We start from the raw sequence: 18,203 nt of genomic DNA on the forward strand, positions 1-18,203 counted from the left end.
TGGGCGTCCTAAATACGCGAAACGTTTTGGCCGGATTGCCGTTGCACGAGTCGCCGTATTTCTAGGACGCTAATGATCGCGATGACCCGGTGAGCGGGCATCTCGGATTTGACGATGACGTCATCAATAGGCGTGGCGGTGTCACCGATCGCCTCAAGAACTTGCCGTTCAACTTCATTGAGTTGCAATTCGGTGATGTTACGAACCTCGCCGCCTTCGGGTGACGTGAGTGGTTGCCTCAACGGCCCGAGTTGTTCCAAAACGTCGTCTATGTTCTGTACCAGAATAGCACCGTCGCGAATCAGTTGGTTGCAGCCACGGGAGGCTCGCGAGGTCACCGGTCCGGGTAACGCCATGACGTCTCGATGATTTTCTTGTGCTAGCCGAGCGGTGATGAGGGAACCGCTGCGATCGGGCGCTTCAATGACTAACGTCGCTAACGATAAGCCAGCGACAATACGATTCCGCTGCGGGAAGAGTCCGGACTTTGTCTTTGTCATGGGCGGATGCTCGCTAATAACGGCACCGTCCGCAGCGATCGCTTTGGCGAGTCCTTCATGTTCAGCCGGGTACATTTGAGCGAGTCCTCCACCAAGCACCGCGATTGTTCGTCCGCCGCCATTGAGCGCACCTTCATGCGCCGCCGCATCGACTCCGCGAGCTAACCCACTGACTACTGTCACGCCCGCGCGGGCAAGTGCGTATGCCATTCGCTCGGCTTGTTGCAGTCCGTAGGTGGTTGCGTGACGCGTTCCTACAATTGCGACCGCCAATTCGTCGGCGGGTTGCAGTTCGCCTCGACAAAACAAAATCGGAGGCGCGTCTTCTAGGTCTTCCAGCATCGCCGGGTAGGGGCTTCGTCCCCGCACCAAGATTTCGGTGTCGTGGTGAAGGCACCAATGCACGATGGCGTCTAGGTCATAGTGGCGACTTTCGAGTTTGATTTGGTTGTACAGCTTCGGGCCGATTCCGGGGACAGCCATGATGGCGTCGGGTGTCGCGGCAAAGACTTCCTTGGCACTACCGAAGTGTTCGAGCAGTTGAGCCATGGTCCGCGGTCCGACACCAGGAATCGACGACAGTCGTAATTGGTCAAGAACCGCGGGAGCGAGGGTTTGGCTGGCTATGCCGCTAGGTACCGGCTCGTCGATATCTTTAAGCCAACCCTTGCTGTCTCTTTGGGATCGGTTTCGGGGCGGCCCAGAACGAGCAACCTTCGCGGAAACTCCGCCTCGGCCCTGGTTGGCTAATTCCGCGTTCGCTGCTTCCAGCGCCGCCTCGTTGAAGTCCGGATCGCTGGCGGGTTTGTTGGCGTCCAATCCTGGCAAAAACTCGTCCATCTGCGTGAGATCCCCCGATCGCGTGCCCATTCGGTTCGTTAGCCCCTATTGCAAACCGGTTTTCACGGGAAAAATCAGTCGCTGGCTAAACGGTGGAACGCCATGATAACGCATGGAAACCGCACAAGGGTGCTTCGCTGCGTTAGGGCAAGGCCGAGAGTCTGGTCAGGCGTCCCTTGATTCGATACGGCCCAGCGGGTATTCAGTGCAGACCATAAGCGACCCTACTTCCAACGAACAACCTGATTACCTCCTGCATGGCCAAGAGCACCTACTCCGCTGATGATATTACCGTTCTCGAAGGACTCGAACCGGTCCGGAAACGCCCTGGCATGTATATCGGTGGCGTCGGAATGCAGGGCCTGCACCACCTAATTTGGGAGGTCGTCGACAACAGCGTGGACGAGGCGATGAACGGTCACGCCACCGAAATCACCGTCACGCTGCACGGTGACGGTCGGACCGTCACGGTGTCAGACAACGGCCGCGGTATCCCGGTTGATCGCAATACCAAAACGAAGAAGAGTGCCCTGGAAACTGTGCTGACGGTGTTGCACGCCGGTGGCAAATTTGACGAAGGCAACTACAAGACGGCCGGTGGTTTGCACGGTGTTGGCGCGTCCGTGGTCAACGCACTTTCCAAAGAGCTCGTGGCGGTGGTTCGTCGCGATGGCGCCCAGTATCGCATGGCGTTTGCCAAAGGTCAGCCAACCAGTGCTTTGCAAAAGCTGAAGGGAGCTGTCCGCGGTTCAGGCACGACGATCACGTTCACCCCCGACCCAACAATCTTTCCGAAGACCGATTTCGATTCGGCAACCATTCGAACTAGGCTCGAAACAGCCAGCTTTCTTCATCGAGGCGTGAAGGTCACGTACATCGACGATACGGCGAAAACAAAAGAAACGTTTCTGCACGAACAGGGGATCGTTGATTACTTGGGCAAGGTGCTTAAGGAACGCAAAGCACGTCCGATTCACGAGGCTCCGTTTACGATCCGCAAGCAGGATGATCCTCGCATGGAAATGACCATGCAGTGGACCGAGTCAACGGACGAGCATGTTCGATCGTACGTCAACGGCATTCCCACCGGCAGCGGCGGTACTCACGAGAACGGTTTTCGCAGCGGACTAACCAAAGCCGTCCGAAATTACATCGACACACACAGCCTTACCCCGCGCGGCGTGAAAATCAGCGCCGAGGATATCCGCGAGGGGCTCGTGGGAATTGTCTCAATCTTCATATCCGAACCCCAATTCCAAGGTCAAACCAAAGACCGGCTCAACAATCCCGAAGTGACACCTGCGGTCGAGAACACGATTCGACCGGCGATGGAACAATGGATGAACGACAACCGAAGCGTTGCCGATTCAATCATCGCGCGGATCATCGCTGCTGCACGCGCTCGCGCTGCCTCACGAGCCGCTTCGGACGCCGTTTCCCGAAAAGGCAGCGGCAAACGCACGATGTTGCCAGGCAAGCTTTCGGATTGCATCGCCAGTGGCAAGGGGAACTCTGAAATCTTCATCGTCGAAGGTGATTCTGCGGGTGGTTCAGCCAAACAGGGACGAGACCGCAACACTCAAGCGATTCTGCCGCTTCGAGGAAAGGTGCTCAACACAGAAAGCGCTACGCTGAAAAAGGTGCTTGAGAACAAAGAAATTCAAGACATGGTGGCGGCGCTGGGGTGCGGTATCGGTCCCAGCATAGACTTGGCCAACTTGCGATATGATCGCGTTATCCTACTTGCCGATGCTGATAGTGACGGTCACCACATCACCACGTTATTGCTAACTTTTTTCTACCGACATATGCCAGCGTTGATCGCGGCCGGACGCCTCTATATCGCTGACCCGCCTCTTTACCGAATTGACATTGGAAAAGAAACCTATTGGGCCGCCGATGAACCCGCTCGCGAGCAAATCTTGGCCAAACACAAGGGTCGCGCGAATCCTGAGATCACTCGCTTCAAAGGCCTTGGCGAGATGATGCCAAAGGTTTTGTGGGACACAACGCTTAACCCCAAAACGCGTCGGTTGATGAAAGTGGAAATCGACGACCAGCTTGAAACGGATCGTGTTATCAGCGACCTGATGGGACGGGATGCGTCCGCGCGTTTCCGATTTATCATGGAGCGAGCCGAAGACGCAGAAGCAATCGACGTTTGACGTCATCACGCTAAGACTGGGAAACCTTCACGACGGTGGATTCCACTCGACCTTGATGCAAGCGTGTTTGAATGGCATCACCCGGCTTCAATTTCGTTGCCTCCTTGATCGCGTTACCCTCAGAATCCAGCGTGACGCTGTAGCCGCGGGTTAGCACATCCAGTGGTGACAGTGCCGATAGCGACGCTGCGGCGGTGACCAGTCTGGCTTGAGCTAACTTTAGCTTTGACTCCATCGCCCGACGTGCCCGTTGGTCCCATTCATCCAGCAATCGCGATCGTAGCTGGATGATCTCAAACGGTTTTCGCAGCACCGTTGACGACTCAAGTCGTTTCAGTTCTTCCCGACGCGTGGTGATCATAAACTGACTGATCCGCCGGAGTCTTAGTTCGAGTTCCAAAACGGTCTGCGTGAGGCGTTCGGCATCGGGAAGCACTTGCGATGCCGCATCGGTGGGCGTCAGTGCACGCACATCGGCCGCAAGGTCGCAGAGCGTGATGTCGATTTCGTGACCGATCGCCGAGACGATGGGGAGCTTTGACTTCGCAACCGCGCGTACCACCGCTTCTTCGTTAAAGCTCCATAGATCTTCGAGTGAGCCGCCGCCTCGGGTGAGCACGATCACATCGAGGCCAAGCGAGTTCGCGTGCGCGGCTTTGATGGCTTGGGTAATCGAAGGCACGCTACCGACGCCCTGGACCAACGCGGGGATAACAATGATCTCGGTGCCGCGGAAACGACCCTGGGAAGCTTTCAGGAAATCTCGCACCGCCGCGCTCGACGGGCTAGTGATTACACCGATTCGCTTGGGGAAGGCGGGCAGCGGTTTCTTGAGCTCAGCCGAAAACAAGCCTTCGGCATGCAGGGCAGCTCGCAATTTCTCGAACTTCTGCTGAAGTGGTCCCAGGCCTTGTTGTTGGACTTGCCGCACCACTAATTGATACGAACCGCGCGCCGCATAAACCTCTACATCACCAAGGCAAAGTACCGCTTGCCCTTCTTTGATTTCGTCCCGTAGTCGCATTGCCGTGCTGCGCCAAATGATGCCGCGAATCTGGGCATCATTATCCTTGAGCGTGAAATACAGATGCCCGCTGCGAGCTTTCACAAGATCCGAAATTTCACCAGCGATCCAAACCGAGGGAAACGTTCCCTCGAGAATTGCCTTAATGTGACCGGTCAACTCGCTGACGGATACGGAATGCGGTGACTCGGTTTCAGGATTGTCGTAGCCAGGATGCATCATCGGCTATTGTTCCCAAACGCCGCTGAAGACTTCCGTCGCGCCGCCCGTTTTGAAGACATGGTTGGTGTTGTCATCCCATCGCAATTTCAATAGGCCACCGAGTAGTTGAATCTCAACCGCACGTTCGGTGCGACCCGTCAGTACGCCAGCGACACAAACCGCCGAAGCGCCTGTGCCGCAGGCCCAGGTTTCGCCCGATCCGCGTTCCCACGTTCGTTGTCGCAAATGGGTGCGGTCAATGACTTCGACGAATTCGACATTAGTACGGCGAGGAAATCGTGGATCGTTTTCGATTTTGGGTCCGAGTCCCAATACCAAATCATCGGTAGCCTCGTCGACGAAAATCACACAGTGTGGATTTCCCATCGAAACACAGGTAACTCTGAAGGTCCGTCCGTCAAACGTCACTTCGTGGTCGACCACTTGCCTGGACGGAACGATTGTCGTCGGTACTTCACTGGCTTCAAGGATTGGTTCGCCCATGTCAACGGTGACTCGTTCAACGATCGAATCGTCGGAAACTTCAAGATCGAGCGTAAGGTCTCCGGCACCGGTTTGGATCGTCATTCGCTCCTTGCGGGCGATGCCTCGTTGGTAGACCAATTTGGCGACACAGCGGATGGCGTTGCCGCACATTTCGCTTTCGCTGCCATCGGCGTTGAACATCTGCATCCACGCGTCAGCCCTCTCGCTGGGACGAATCAGGACGAGCCCATCGCCACCCACGCCAAAATGGCGATGGGACATTTTTTGAGCAAGTTGGGGGATATCGTTGGGGACGGGGTTCGCAAAGCAATCGATGTAAATGTAATCGTTGCCCGCACCGTGCATTTTGGTGAATTTCATAGAGTTGATCTTAGCGGGATGAAGTCGGGTCGCGAAGTCGGGTTTCGTGACGCTGCTGGCTGATTTACGCTACGACGTCGGTTGTAGGCTTCTGATTGTGTCCTACACGCGTTTTCATTTACTGTTCACTATTATCACGGTGCCACTCGATGGTCGATCTTGCCAAGTTTGTTCGTGACATTCCTGATTATCCCAAGCCGGGGATTTTGTTCCGTGACATCACGCCGATGCTCGCTGATCCGGCTGCGCTAAAAGCCGCCGCCGAGGCCATGGCAGCGCCCTTTGTGGACATGAAGATAGACGTGGTTGCCGCTGCGGAGGCTCGCGGTTTTATTTTTGCGGCTCCGGTTGCGATTCAACTCGGTGCTGGCTTTGTGCCGATTCGTAAACCTGGCAAGCTTCCCTTCGACCTCCATTCGTTCGCGTACGAGTTGGAGTATGGCTCCGACGAATTGCAAGTTCATGTGGACGGAGTCAAGGCTGGCCAGCGGGTGTTGATCATCGACGATTTGTTGGCGACCGGAGGCACCGTCGAAGCATGTTGTCGCTTGCTGGAGAAATGTGACGCCGAGATTGTGGGGTGTTCTTTCTTGATCCACTTGGCAAAGTTGGGTGGCCAGGAACGCTTGAGCCCTTACAAGTGTCACAGCGTGCTGACGTACGATCAAGACGATTTGGAATCAGAGCTAAGCCCCTCGGGACGTGTCTAAGCACGGTCACGATTAGCGCTGCATTTGCACTGGATTTTCGCTCCGTTTACTTTGAGTGAAATCACGAAAACCAGCGAAGCCATCTAACGAAAAAACCGTTGCCATCCGCAAAGGAATGACAACGGTCTCGCTACTCGTGAAGCGAATTGCACGCGAGTCTAATTTGCTTTCACCAAGCGACTAGCAACCACAAGGGCTTGCTGGTGCTGGTGCTGGAGCCGAGCATCCACAACCGGTTGCTACAGGAGCAGCGGCAGCACCGCATCCGCATCCTGAACCACCGTCGATGATGACGCCGGCGTCCATCGAGCTGCCACCGTTGCCGCTAGCGGACGAAGCGCCATCGCAGCAAGGGTTGATGGTTTCTTCGACCAAGCGAGGAACCATCTTGCAAACTTGAACTTGACGCTCTTCGGTGTCGGTGTAAGGAACCGTCACGGTGTACTCTTCCACTTGCTCTTCCGCAACGCGGTCGTAACGAGTGGTTTCGTAAGGCTCTACCGAGTACTCAGGCACGTTGTACGTGTAAGAAACTTCCTTCGTTCGTTGCTCGGTGGTGTAAGTCACGAAAGGAACGGTTTCAGTCTTAGTAACGGTCGTGTAGCTGAGTTGACGACGCATGCGAGTTCGCTTTTCGTCGTTGTATTGAACAACTTTGCGAGTGCGGGTGCGTTCTTCGTCGGTGTAAACAACGACTTGCTTAGTTCCGGTGCGAGTTTCGCTACGGTAAGCAAGCGTGGTGCATTCGTAAGGAATTTCCTCAGTTTGTTGTTCGTAAACGGTGTAGTTGACCACTTCGCTGCGTGAGCTGCTGGTCGTGACTGGAACCGTTTCGGTAACAACATTAGGAACCCAAACCTTCTTGGTCATGGTCGTGGTACCAGCACCACAGCCATCGGCCGAAGCACCGCTGCCACAGCCATCGGCCGAGCCGCAACCACCAGCCGAAGCGCCGCATCCGCCGCCACATGACGATGAACCGCAGCTACCGCATGACGATTGGCAAGACGAACGACATGCCGAGCAACCGCCGCCACATCCGCCACCGCAACCAAGCAGGCGACGAACGATGCCACCGCGCGAGCTGCCGCAGCTACCCGAGCCGTAGCTCACGTTGCTGTAGGTTGCTGGAGCGTAGCTGTAGCTAGGCGATGCAGCGACTTCAACAACTTGCTCTTCCCAGTGTCCGTAGTCCTTTGTCACCGTTTGCATGGTGGTCTTAGGTTCGCAGACTTGGATCGTGCGTTGCTTGGTAACAGGAACCGCGTTCACAACGGTGCGAGTCTTTTGGGTCGTAACAGGATAAGGAACGTTCACTGAGTAAGTGAAGGTTTCGTCTTGAAGGCTAGCGACCTTAACGGTGTAGGTTTCAGGAACATCAACCAGTTGAGGCACGCGAACGGTGTACTCTTCAGGAACTTCAGTCCAAACAGGAACCGATTCTTGAACTTCAACGGTCTTTTCGCCCTTCTGAGGAACCAATACCGAGTAGTTGATGGTCTTGGTTTCGGTCTTCGGAACGTTAACGACCTTGCTGCGATACTTCGTTTCGGTCACAGGAACGGTGTTGTAAACCGTCTTGGTGCGATAACGAGTTTCGGTGCGGGTCTTCTGAACGCATACCGAACGCGATTCGGTTACGTACTTCGATTCCATCACTACCTTGTAGGTCGTGATAGGCTCACAAAAGGACTCGCCACCGCTGATAACGGTGCCGTCCATCGTTGCCGAGCCCATCGAGGCTCCGCTTGCGTCTGAACTTGATGAGATGATCGTTCCGGTATCGGCCACAATGCCTGATTCCAACGATTCACTGCCGCAACCACAACCTGCTGCAACCGTTACGGCCGCGCTTGCACATGGGTCACTGCAACCACCACAGGGTACACAATCGCCGGCTTGGCTAATGCCGGCTGATGCCAGCACAGCGGCCGACATACTTACCAAACTTGCAATCCACTTCACTGCTGTCTTCCTCTAAGAAGGGGGCGAAAAAATTCAAAATTTGGGCGCAGGCGCAAACGACCCACTACCAACTCCCCCGAGCAGTAGTGAATAAGAGTAGATGCGTTGAACTGACTTACAACCGTTCAGGTCCCGTTTTTTCGTAAAATCCGCACGCCAGCTATCCGGCTCAGGATCGCCATCACGGTCACGATCCTCACGATCACTACGAAAGGACGGCCAAACTCCGTTTAGAGGGCGTTTTCGGGGGCCGAGTTATCCGTTGCCGGTAAGGGCGACTAGTTTCGATGAACGCCAAAAAAAGATGGCGATTTTCACTGATAAACCGCTTAGGCAGTCTGGATATCTGATCGTGATTCGAAATATTGACTTCGACCAACGTTGCGCGGCTCGCTGCTTCGTTCTCGCCGCGATGTTTTATTGCATTGTCCCAACGGCCTTTGCCGCGGCGCAGAAGCCCGCCGGTCATTCGCAGGCTGCCGGTCAATCGCAGGCTGCCGGTCAACCGCAGGCCGGCGCGGGACAGCCTGTGGTAGCTCGCATCGAGATGAAACTGGCGATCGACGACAAAGTCGTGGATGTCATCGAGAAAGGTGACCTGCTAACCGTCGTTGAAGAACGTGAGGACGACTACGTCATTCTTACCCACGATGGTTCCACTGGAGCCGTCGACAAAGACACCGTCGCTAAGATTGCGGAATCGGGGCAAATCTATACCGAACTGATTGAAGCTCACCCTGAAGAAGGAAGGTACTACACACTTCGTGCTTCCGCTTGGTGGACGTTGGGCGAAGCCGAAAAAGCGCTGAACGATTTCGATAAAGCGATCGAACTTGGATACAAAGAGGCTCATGCCTACACCAGTCGTGGGCTCTTTCACGCAGAGATGGGTGAGTTTGACAAAGCTATCGAAGACTACAACCGAGCGTTGGAGATCGAACCGGATTCGATAGCGCCAATCATCAATCGAGCTGCTGTCCGTATGAGCCAGCGCGAGTACCAAAAAGCGATTGAAGATTATTCGCTTGTGCTTGCGATGAAAGAAAACTCGTCGTCGATTCTGCATCAACGCGCAATCGCCTACAAGGCAAGCGGCGATTACGAGAACGCGGTGAAAGACTTCGATGCCATTTTGGACGCCAACCCCGATGACCGATCCGCTGTCATGGGACGCGGCTACATTCGTTTTCAACAGGCTGATCACGAAGCGGCCATCAAGGATTTTTCAAAGGCGATCGAACTGAACAACCAAGATCCCATCGCCTTTAACAATCGCGGTTACAACCTCGTGCAGGTGGGACGAGATCGAGAGGCGCTGCCTGACTACGAAAAGGCCATCAAGTTGGCTCCGAAGTACGCCTTGGCTTTGCAGAACCAAGCTTGGTTGCTGGCAATTTCGGAGGACGACGATGTTCGAAATCCTGAGCTAGCTATCAAGTCGGCCAAAGCGGCTTGCGAGCTATCCAACTACACCGTTGCCGGAGACCTATCCGCACTGGCGGCAGCGTTGGCGGCCAACGGTGACTTCAAAGAAGCAATTGGATGGCAAGAAAAGGTCGTCGAATTGGTAGCCGATCCGTACAAAGAGTTCGCGAAAAAGACACTCATTCGTTATCAAAACGATCGAGTTTTCGCGTCTGACCCGGACAAGGCAAACGCTGAAGACGATGCCGCTGCGGTGGCCGCCGAGAAACTGAAAAAGGCCGCTGAGAAGTCGGATGCCGCCGCTGAAGATTCGGACGCATCAAATTAAAAGGACGTGGTAAGGGATTGTGATTCAAACGAATTTGGCTTGTCGTTGATAGTAGAATGAGTGATCTATAGGTGTTCGGCATCGCCACCATCGGATCAAGATGCAAGCCTGCCTAGTCCACGCCCTTTGCTTGAAATCGTGCTGTTATGAAAAAGTACTGTTTGATCGCGTTCATGTTCGTGGCATTCCATTACGCCCCCTCGCCAGCGTTTGCTCAGTTTAGTTTAAGCATCGGTGGGTTTTCGATCGGGAACGTTCCGCGCGGCTACTATCATCCGCCTCATGTTGGCTACGATCGGTATGGCGCTTACGTCGACCCATACGGTCCGCACTACGGTATCCCTGTTTATCCTCGATACTCGTATCCTCAGTATTCGAATCGTGGATTTGCGTTAGGTGTACCGCTGCAACGCTATGACTATCCGGACTATGACTACCGCGATTATGGGCGGTACGATCGTGACCTCTATCTAGCACCGTATGCGTATCGTGATCGCGACTACGATTTAGATCGCGGTCGTTATTCGGGGCCAAGCTATGTTTATCCTCAGGATGATTCGTTTGGTCAGTCGTGGCAATCTCCTGACTTGACGGACAATGCGATTGTGAGTGACTTGGGAGAACAGACGTTCGGTGAAACCCGGCTTCGTCGTTCTTTGGACACTGATCAATTGCACTTCGCGTGGTCTGATGAACGTTTGGCGAGGGATGCTGAGATGCTCAAGCAAGGCTTGGCGGCGCGAGCTGATGATGCGGACGTGTGGCTTGGCTACCTTAACCCTGACTTAGTCATTGAGAATGCAGAGAATGATCAAGCGGTTTCGGTGATGAAGGAGCTGTTGCGAAACTACGAGGGCCTATCGGGGAATGCAACCTTATCGAGCATTTGGATCGTGCCTGGCTTCCGAGAAACCCATCAAGGATTGTCCGCCTGGGTGAGTCGCCGAGTGGGCGAAGAGATGGAAGGCGAAGCAGTTGAAAGTCTTCCCGAGCCCGTTCCGGTGCCGCTTGATCCGGTTCAGGACGACACCGTTTCAGAGGGTGCTGGCCTAGCAGAGCCCGATTCTGACGAGTCGGACATTTTGGACGGCGAATATTCGGTCCCGCTCTGAACACTCGTAAGTGCCGTGAATAAGCCGTTTTTACGGCGAAAGATAGGCAAATCCTTATAGGTTTTGCGACTCCAAACGCTTTAACTTTGATGCACGGTTGTTAGAGTGGAGTGGTTTCCTAGTTGGTTTGCGGCGTTGCCGATGGCCTCGCACAGCTCGAGATGATTCCCCGAATTTCCGCACTAGAGTCTTATGCAAATTTCTTTCCAACAATGGTTCGTAGCAATCCTGCGTCATCGCCGGCTTGCGGTACTAGTGTTCTGCTCGGTGATGGCACTTGCGGTGCTGGTCATTGTTTTTGCGCCACGTGAGTACACCTCCGAGGCTCGTGTGATGTTGCGGATAGGTCGCGAAAGTGTTTCGGTGGATCCAACCGCCAGCACCGTCGGCGATCAATTGAGCCTGCAGAACACTCGAGCGAATGAGATTCAAACGGCTGTCGGCGTTATGCAAAGTCGCGAGATCGTTGATCGTGTCGTTGATGAAGTTGGCGCTGACGTTGTGCTTAGCGGCCGACCGATGGAAGAGGACGGTGGCGGTTCAAGTATCGGTTCACTATTTGGCGGAATGCGTGGCATCGTTTCTGGCGTGATTGCAAGTCTTGATCCCGTGCCGGATCACGAACGAGCAACGAAGGCGCTAAGTGAAGGCGTCTACATTGAATCGACAAGCGAATCGAGTGTCGTAACAATTGCCTACACCACCAAATCGCCCGAGGTGGCACAGCAGATTGTCGCAAGCTGGGTGGATAACTTCATCACCCAACATGCAAAGGCGAACTATACCGAAGGCAGTTTTCAGTTCTTTTCCGATCAAGGTGATCTGCTTAGAGAACGTCTCGAAAAGGCTCGCCATGACCTCGAGTCTATTAAAAGCAAGTCGAATCTCGTTACGGTCGCAGGTCAACAAAAACTACTTGAAGCTCAGCTTGCCAAAGTACGTGACGGTCTTCTGGACACCGAAACCGAGATGTCATCGGTGCAATCTCGTTTGGGTGCCTATGACAGGATCTTGTCAGAAAGCGAATCCATGATCACGTCGGCCGTGACGGGGAAAATGAATGAAGGCCGAGATCTGATGAGGAACCGGTTGTTCGATTTGGAAGTGCTCGAAAAGGACTTGGAAAGCAAGTTCCAAAAAGATCACCCTAAGCTGGTTTCCATTCGTAACCAACTTCAAGATGCACGCAACATCGTTGATACCCAGGATGAATCACGCGAAGAAATCACTCAGGCGGCCAACCCCTCTTACCAACAGCTTGTCGCTCGCAAATTAGTTGACAAAGCCGCGCTTGTGGGGCTCGAGCAAAAACGACAAAAATTGCTGGAACAACGCGACGAGGTCCTCAACGAAATAGGGCACTTGAACGGTGTTGAACGCGAAGTTGAGATGCTCGAAAGCGAGGTTGCGATTTTGCAGGGCCGATACTCTGACCACGCGATCAAAATGGAACAGGCTCGAATGCACGATGTGTTGGCGAAGAAGCAGATCACGAGCGTTAACGTGGTGCAGCCAGCTACGCTTCAAATGCGTCCGGTTTCGCCCAATAAGCCTGTCTGTGCTGTGATGGGCTTCATCGCGGCAATGGCGTTAGCGCTTAGTTTGCCGATGCTGATCGAGACCACTCGCACGGCATCGCAAGTATCAGCGGTCAAGCGAAGCAGTTACGACGAGTACGTTCCTGTGAACGAGTCATTGCACGAAGTCAGTTCAACAGAGTTGGAAGACCACGAAGCGCTTTTGCCAACGACTTCGTAATTTTGTTGATTGATTCGCTTGCCTGTTTTATTGTTGCCCGTGGTGATGAACACCGTTACTTCTCATACCGCAGTCTCACCATCATCAAAGACTGATGATCCGGGGACGACAGCACCCACGCACGTTGAATCGGCGAGGGGGGCAGTCGCGTTGCATCGGTATGTGATGGCGAGTATCTGGCTCTTGCCGATCATGGCATTCACGACGCCAACGGATTCGATCGGAAAGTCGTGGGAAACGCTCGACTCGGTCAAACTCGTCATCTTGGCATTCGGTTGCTTCGGCGGTGCTTTCGTGCTTTATCGCAACGTCGGTCATCCTCAGTTTCGTCGGGTCATCGATCCATTGATTCCGATGTTCTTGTACTTCGCGTGGACGGTGCTTTCGGTCACGTGGTCACCGCTCAAGTCAGTGTCGCTAGCTCAATCGGGAAGCTTGGCAGCTTTGTTGATTTTCGCAACTTCGATTGCGATCATTTGCACCAGTCGCACGCAGGCTTCGAAGGTTCTGCTGCACGTCAACTTGGCGCTGTTAGCCTCAAGTCTTGTCGTTTTGATTGCGTATGTTATCGATCCAACTCTATCGGGAATGGACCGGGTAAGGATTCATACTGGCGGCGAAGCACTAATTCACCCCACTGCCGCTGGCGCGACGGCATCGTTGGGGTTGCTGCTGCCGGTGCTTTGCCACGTGATTGGACGTTTCACGTGGGCCAAATATCTGTTCATACCTAGTGTCTTGATCCAAGGTGCGATCGTGATTCTGTCAAACAGTCGTACAGCGACCGGTATGGCAGCGATTACGATTGGCTTTGTTCTGTTCTGGTACAGCACCAATCGACAACGTGCGGTAGCGTTGTGTTTAGGCGGCGCGGTCTGCTTGGCCAGTCTCATTGTGGACCCCGGCTTTTCCGTGATCTCAAAGACGGCCGGAGCAAGTGCTCAATACGTCGCGCGGGGGCAATCCGGCGGAGAGCTGATGGGATTCTCAGGACGAGCCGAGATGTGGGGAGCGATCTGGTCGGAGTACCAAAAGGCATTGTTGATTGGTCATGGTTACTTTGTCACCAGCGAGAAAGGTGAAATACTTGTCTGGAACGAGAAGCACAATCATGACGCGCACAATTTGCTACTGCAGGTCTTGTCGACGACGGGTGCGATCGGACTGCTGATCTTCCTGTTAGGAATTGTCCAACCGGCGCTCGCGATGACGTTGTTGCGTAAAGGGGATGACTTTCAACGAAGGTTGTTTGTCATGCTTGCGGTCGCGGCAATTTGGTACTTAGGTTGGGCGCAGCTTGCGGTTTCGGTGATGGGGGCGATTCGACCTGAATCACTCGTTTTCTTTGCGCTACTTGGCGTCGGCGTGGGCCAGTCAACTCAGATGGCGATGCCGGGCAAAAAGTTGAACAGGCCAGGTCGGGAACCGGAAAAGGTGATGGCTGGCGGTTCGCTATCAGCATAAGGGCGGTAATCGGCCGTGCATTAAGGTTCCTGATCACTCGCGATTCTTGAACATGTTCGCCGACTCAATCCGAATCAAGTCCGAACTCTTTCATTTTCTTGTGCAGCGTATTGCGATTAATACCTAGCCGCGTCGCAGCCTTAGTTTGAACGCCGCCGCACGAGTTGAGAACTTGAGTGATAAGTTCCTTCTCGATCTGTTCGACGATTTGCGAGTGGACATCTGATGGTCCTGACTCGACTAGGCCCTTTTGAACAACGTATTTAGAAAGCGCTTCAAAGTCAGACGTGCTGAGATCTTCGTTCTCGTCATCCGACGGTCGTTGCCGACCCGTCAAACAGTCTGGCAAGACATCGACGGTAAGCTCATCGGTTTCGGTCATAACAACCGCGCGTTCGATGTAGTTTTGCAATTCGCGCACATTGCCAGGCCAGTGATAGGCTTGCATCGCTTCGATGACTCCGGGGCCCATATGGACCACGTAGCGGTCATTCACTTCATTGTAGTAATCAAGAAAGAATGAAACGAGAGCCGGGATGTCTTCGCGGCGGCGTCGCAGCGGTGGGATCTCGATAGGAACCACGTTTAGTCGCCAATACAAGTCTTCTCGAAAGCGTTCTTCTCGGACTTGTTGCATCAGGTCGCGGTTGCTTGCCGCAATGACCCGTGCATCGGTCCTAAGCGTGCTCGTATCGCCGACTCGTTCAAATTCCTTTTCTTGCAGCACCCGCAGCAGTTTGACTTGCAGCGTCAGAGAGGTGCTGTTGATCTCGTCAAGAAAAACGGTTCCGCCGTGTGCCGCTTCAAATCGCCCTGTGCGATTGGCTACCGCGCCGGTGAATGCCCCTCGAACATGGCCAAACAGTTCGCTTTCGAGCAGGCTTTCACTCAGTGCACCACAATTGACTCGAACAAAGGGGCCACCACTGCGATGGCTCAACCGGTGCACGGCACTGGCGATTAATTCTTTACCAACGCCGGTTTCGCCCAGGATCAACACGGACGCGTTGCTAGCTGCCACGCGACGGGTGATACGATAAACCTCCTGCATCGCCGGCGAACTGCCGATAATGCCGGGAATCGGTGGCCTGTCAGAGCCGCTTGAATTGATGCCGAGGATCGCCATAGAACTGTTTGATCAGATAAGCCGGATGCGCAGCAGCGACGATAGCGACAAATTGCCATTGTTGGTAGCCAACCTGCCGTCGAATTTGCCCTAGATAAGCGTTTTGGGCACTTCGATGTCGTAAATACTAACCTGGGGCTTAGCTAGCGATCGAGGTCAAGTTGCTCGATGGCTTGCTGCCGTAGCATGCGACGATCAAGGGTCGAAAGCGAGTCGAACTGACTGAGCCTGCCAACAGATTCGTTCAAGGGATCAAACGCTGCCACAGTGCGAGGCGTGGCCATCTGGACCGTAGTCGCATCCCATCGGTTTTCACGAATGGAAGTCTGAAGAGAAAGATCGTGATCACCAAAAAATACAACAGGCACGTTTCTTGCCCGCGGAGAGCGACGGACAATGTCCAGTAATTCAACCGGAGGCAAGTCCGAGAGCTGCATCTTGCTAAGAATCAGGCGCAGGTCGCCGCCTTTCCTGATCGCACGTTGCAACCGATTAACGTCAGGCACGACCGTGACGTCGTATCCAAGGTCCGTCAGTATTTGTTCCATTTGCAATATCACGTCAGGACGTGTTTCGACCAAGATTGCCGCCGGACGGTCTTGCAAGCCAACCATTTCTGAAAGTGTTCGACGAACTTCGCTGCTTCCTGGGTAGGCTTCCGAACCCGCAAGCTTGGAAACCAAAATGGCAGCCTCATAACGCACTCGAGGGTGAGCCGAGGTTGCCAATTGGACAAGACTTGAAGGACTCGACATTCCTGTCAAAAGCAACGGGTCGGCGTAACCGGTAACGGAAGGGCTAGTTGCTCGAATCTCTGCGATTAGCCGGACCATTCCAAGAGAAAGGATTTCATTCTGATTTTGCACGGCGCTAGAAAGCGTTTGGTCCAGCAAAGAATCGTCGAACTCGAACGGAAGCGATTGAGCCAACTGATCCACCTCGGACGCCATTCCCCAATCTGAATCGACGGCGATTCGATATTCGACTTCGGTGGCGAGTACCAGTGATGCGAGCTCAGGTGTAAGGTTGGCCACACGTTTGAGGCGAGCGGCAGCATCGACGGCGTCGCGATATGCCGAAAGGAACGAAGTCGTTTCGATAATTTGAAGGTCCTCGCATCCCACCGAACTGCAGGACCAGCATGTTTCGATGGCTTGTCCGCGCGGAACACTTTGGGCCATTTGGCGTTTGCCCGCCAAATCATCAATCAAGAATCGAATAGCCGCTCCGTTTGAGATCGACTTGCCGTGCAATCGCGTTATCGCCCGCATGCCCGCTTGTCGTTCAAAATCGAGAGAATCAGCAGCGAATGCAGCGGCAACGTAATCGGCGATGAAGTTGCGGTCACCGATACTCGCAAGTGCAGCGGCAGCGCGGGCTCTTTGTTGTCTTTCGCCGTACAGAGCGTGCCGTTGCAAAGGGGCCATCGCTTGGCCATCAAAACGACGAAGCACGCGAAGCAGCTTGTTGCGTGTTTCCGAGGTGTCTTGATTTGGATCCAGTGAGATGATTCGGTTTGTAATTTGCCGGATGGCGGCATTGCCACCTTCGAACAGTGTTCGCGCAGCCGCAAGGCGTTTGGTTTCCGAAGTGGAGCTCAGGTCTAAGATCGCCGCGTCGAGGCGTTTGTCGGACGTGGTGTATTCATTGGCGGCTTTCGCGAGTGCTTGCAGTTTGGCTTTTGCTTCGTCGCTAACCGATGCTTCCTGGTTGATTCGGATGTACTGGCTTGGCCCAATCAATCGGCCCATTTCCGCTTGCGCACTCGCCGGTGTTTTTGCCAGGTCGAGCTGATTCAAGGCTTGGTTGACTTCGTTCCAGCGGCCAATCTTGGCGAGACTATTGATCGCCTTGGCTCGATCTATCGGGCCCTTCGTTGCAAGCTGGATCAGTTGAGCGACCAAAGGTGATAGCTCAGCTTCGGTCGTCAGATCCGATATTGCATCCGTAGTATCGGCGCCACCAGTGGGAGCACCGAAATCCAGATCGCCACCTCCGAAGATGTCGCCCGCGCCACCGGCCTCGGCGAACGGATCATCTTGAGCGACCAGTGTCGCAGGAACAAAGATGCTAAAGCCACCGCAAGCCGTTGCGAGGGTCACAAGGGTAAGCAAAGAAAAACGACAAGGCACGACAGCAGCTCGTTTCATCGAAGGAGGCTCGGTATTGCCACGGATGATGGAATGGGAAAAACCCTAGCATAGTCCGCCTGCGATCATGCGTCCTCAAGGACCTTCATCAAATACTCCCGATCTTTCCATGGGACCGAGCCGTCGTCAGAGTCATGGTTGCGAATCTCTTCATCAATGATTGATATTTCAGCTTCTAGGTGCTTCCTGCGAGTTTCCCAGTGGGCTTCGACCTCGGGTTCGCTTTTCGCTGGAAGTGGCTGAACCTTGCTCGTTCGCTTTCGCAAATCTTGCAAGAACATTTGATGTCGTTCTTTGACCTCAGCCTGATATCCCACAACCTCTTCCGGCGTCATCAGAACCCGCTCGGAATTTTTGCTGTGAACCGAACTGACGTTTGCCGAAGATGCTCGGAAGGGAATTGAGAATGCCCAGGCCAGCATGCAGGCGGTAAACAAGAACGACAAACCGATCAATATCGAGACGGTACGCCGTTTGGGCTTCGCCTGGACGGGAGCGTTTAGTTGGTAGTCAATGTTCTGAGGCATGATGAAGTTTTTGATTGGGGAGTGGCGGTTCGCAGTTGGAA

13 protein-coding genes are annotated in these 18,203 nt (G+C 54.1%); 6 read left to right on the forward strand and 7 right to left on the reverse strand.

The window, feature by feature from the left end:
* Positions 1-8: 8 nt before the first annotated feature.
* Positions 9-1,340 carry a DNA-processing protein DprA gene (dprA, locus tag Pla22_RS08260; protein ID WP_146514191.1) on the reverse strand — a complete coding sequence of 444 codons (1,332 nt, stop codon included), beginning with the start codon at positions 1,338-1,340 and terminating at the stop codon, positions 9-11.
* A gap of 257 nt (positions 1,341-1,597) precedes the next feature.
* Here dprA and Pla22_RS08265 point away from each other — a divergent pair, with 257 nt between their 5' ends.
* Positions 1,598-3,505 (forward strand): DNA gyrase/topoisomerase IV subunit B, encoded by a 1,908-nt coding sequence (locus tag Pla22_RS08265; RefSeq protein ID WP_146514192.1) that lies wholly within the window; start codon positions 1,598-1,600, stop codon positions 3,503-3,505.
* A 10-nt stretch (positions 3,506-3,515) separates the two neighbouring features.
* Here Pla22_RS08265 and xseA read toward each other — a convergent pair whose 3' ends face one another.
* Positions 3,516-4,751, reverse strand: coding sequence for an exodeoxyribonuclease VII large subunit (xseA, locus tag Pla22_RS08270; RefSeq protein ID WP_146514193.1), 1,236 nt, complete (start codon positions 4,749-4,751; stop codon positions 3,516-3,518).
* 3 nt (positions 4,752-4,754) lie between these two features.
* Positions 4,755-5,597 (reverse strand): diaminopimelate epimerase, encoded by an 843-nt coding sequence (gene dapF / locus Pla22_RS08275; RefSeq protein WP_146514194.1) that lies wholly within the window; start codon positions 5,595-5,597, stop codon positions 4,755-4,757.
* A gap of 149 nt (positions 5,598-5,746) precedes the next feature.
* Here dapF and Pla22_RS08280 point away from each other — a divergent pair, with 149 nt between their 5' ends.
* A complete protein-coding gene (locus tag Pla22_RS08280) occupies positions 5,747-6,307 on the forward strand; it encodes an adenine phosphoribosyltransferase (protein WP_146514195.1) in 561 nt (186 codons plus the stop codon).
* Positions 6,308-6,487: 180 nt separating this feature from the next.
* On the opposite strand, the gene Pla22_RS08285 is transcribed toward Pla22_RS08280, so the two are convergent.
* Positions 6,488-8,272, reverse strand: a complete 1,785-nt coding sequence (locus Pla22_RS08285; RefSeq protein ID WP_242631878.1) for a ferredoxin — start codon at positions 8,270-8,272, stop codon at positions 6,488-6,490.
* A 352-nt stretch (positions 8,273-8,624) separates the two neighbouring features.
* Here Pla22_RS08285 and Pla22_RS08290 point away from each other — a divergent pair, with 352 nt between their 5' ends.
* The 4 genes from Pla22_RS08290 (at position 8,625) to Pla22_RS08305 (ending at position 14,359) form a co-directional block, all read left to right on the forward strand.
* Positions 8,625-10,025 carry a tetratricopeptide repeat protein gene (locus tag Pla22_RS08290; RefSeq protein WP_242631879.1) on the forward strand — a complete coding sequence of 467 codons (1,401 nt, stop codon included), beginning with the start codon at positions 8,625-8,627 and terminating at the stop codon, positions 10,023-10,025.
* Between the two features lie 146 nt (positions 10,026-10,171).
* On the forward strand, positions 10,172-11,137 hold the full coding sequence (locus tag Pla22_RS08295) for a hypothetical protein (protein WP_146514196.1): 966 nt from the start codon (positions 10,172-10,174) through the stop codon (positions 11,135-11,137).
* A gap of 192 nt (positions 11,138-11,329) precedes the next feature.
* On the forward strand, positions 11,330-12,895 hold the full coding sequence (locus Pla22_RS08300; protein ID WP_146514197.1) for a GumC family protein: 1,566 nt from the start codon (positions 11,330-11,332) through the stop codon (positions 12,893-12,895).
* A gap of 9 nt (positions 12,896-12,904) precedes the next feature.
* Entirely contained in the window at positions 12,905-14,359 is a 1,455-nt protein-coding gene (locus Pla22_RS08305) for an O-antigen ligase family protein (RefSeq protein ID WP_146514198.1), read from the forward strand.
* A 64-nt stretch (positions 14,360-14,423) separates the two neighbouring features.
* Here Pla22_RS08305 and Pla22_RS08310 read toward each other — a convergent pair whose 3' ends face one another.
* The 3 genes from Pla22_RS08310 to Pla22_RS08320 all read right to left on the reverse strand — a co-directional run bounded on the left by Pla22_RS08310 (position 14,424) and on the right by Pla22_RS08320 (position 18,162).
* The gene (locus tag Pla22_RS08310) at positions 14,424-15,410 is read right to left on the reverse strand and encodes a sigma-54 interaction domain-containing protein (RefSeq protein WP_242632030.1); all 987 of its coding nucleotides are present in this window, start codon (positions 15,408-15,410) and stop codon (positions 14,424-14,426) included.
* Between the two features lie 218 nt (positions 15,411-15,628).
* On the reverse strand, positions 15,629-17,635 hold the full coding sequence (locus Pla22_RS08315) for a response regulator (protein ID WP_146514200.1): 2,007 nt from the start codon (positions 17,633-17,635) through the stop codon (positions 15,629-15,631).
* A 65-nt stretch (positions 17,636-17,700) separates the two neighbouring features.
* A complete protein-coding gene (locus Pla22_RS08320; protein WP_146514201.1) occupies positions 17,701-18,162 on the reverse strand; it encodes a hypothetical protein in 462 nt (153 codons plus the stop codon).
* Between the last annotated feature and the right edge of the window lie 41 nt (positions 18,163-18,203).

It is taken from the genome of Rubripirellula amarantea (genome assembly GCF_007859865.1).
GTDB lineage: Bacteria > Planctomycetota > Planctomycetia > Pirellulales > Pirellulaceae > Rubripirellula > Rubripirellula amarantea.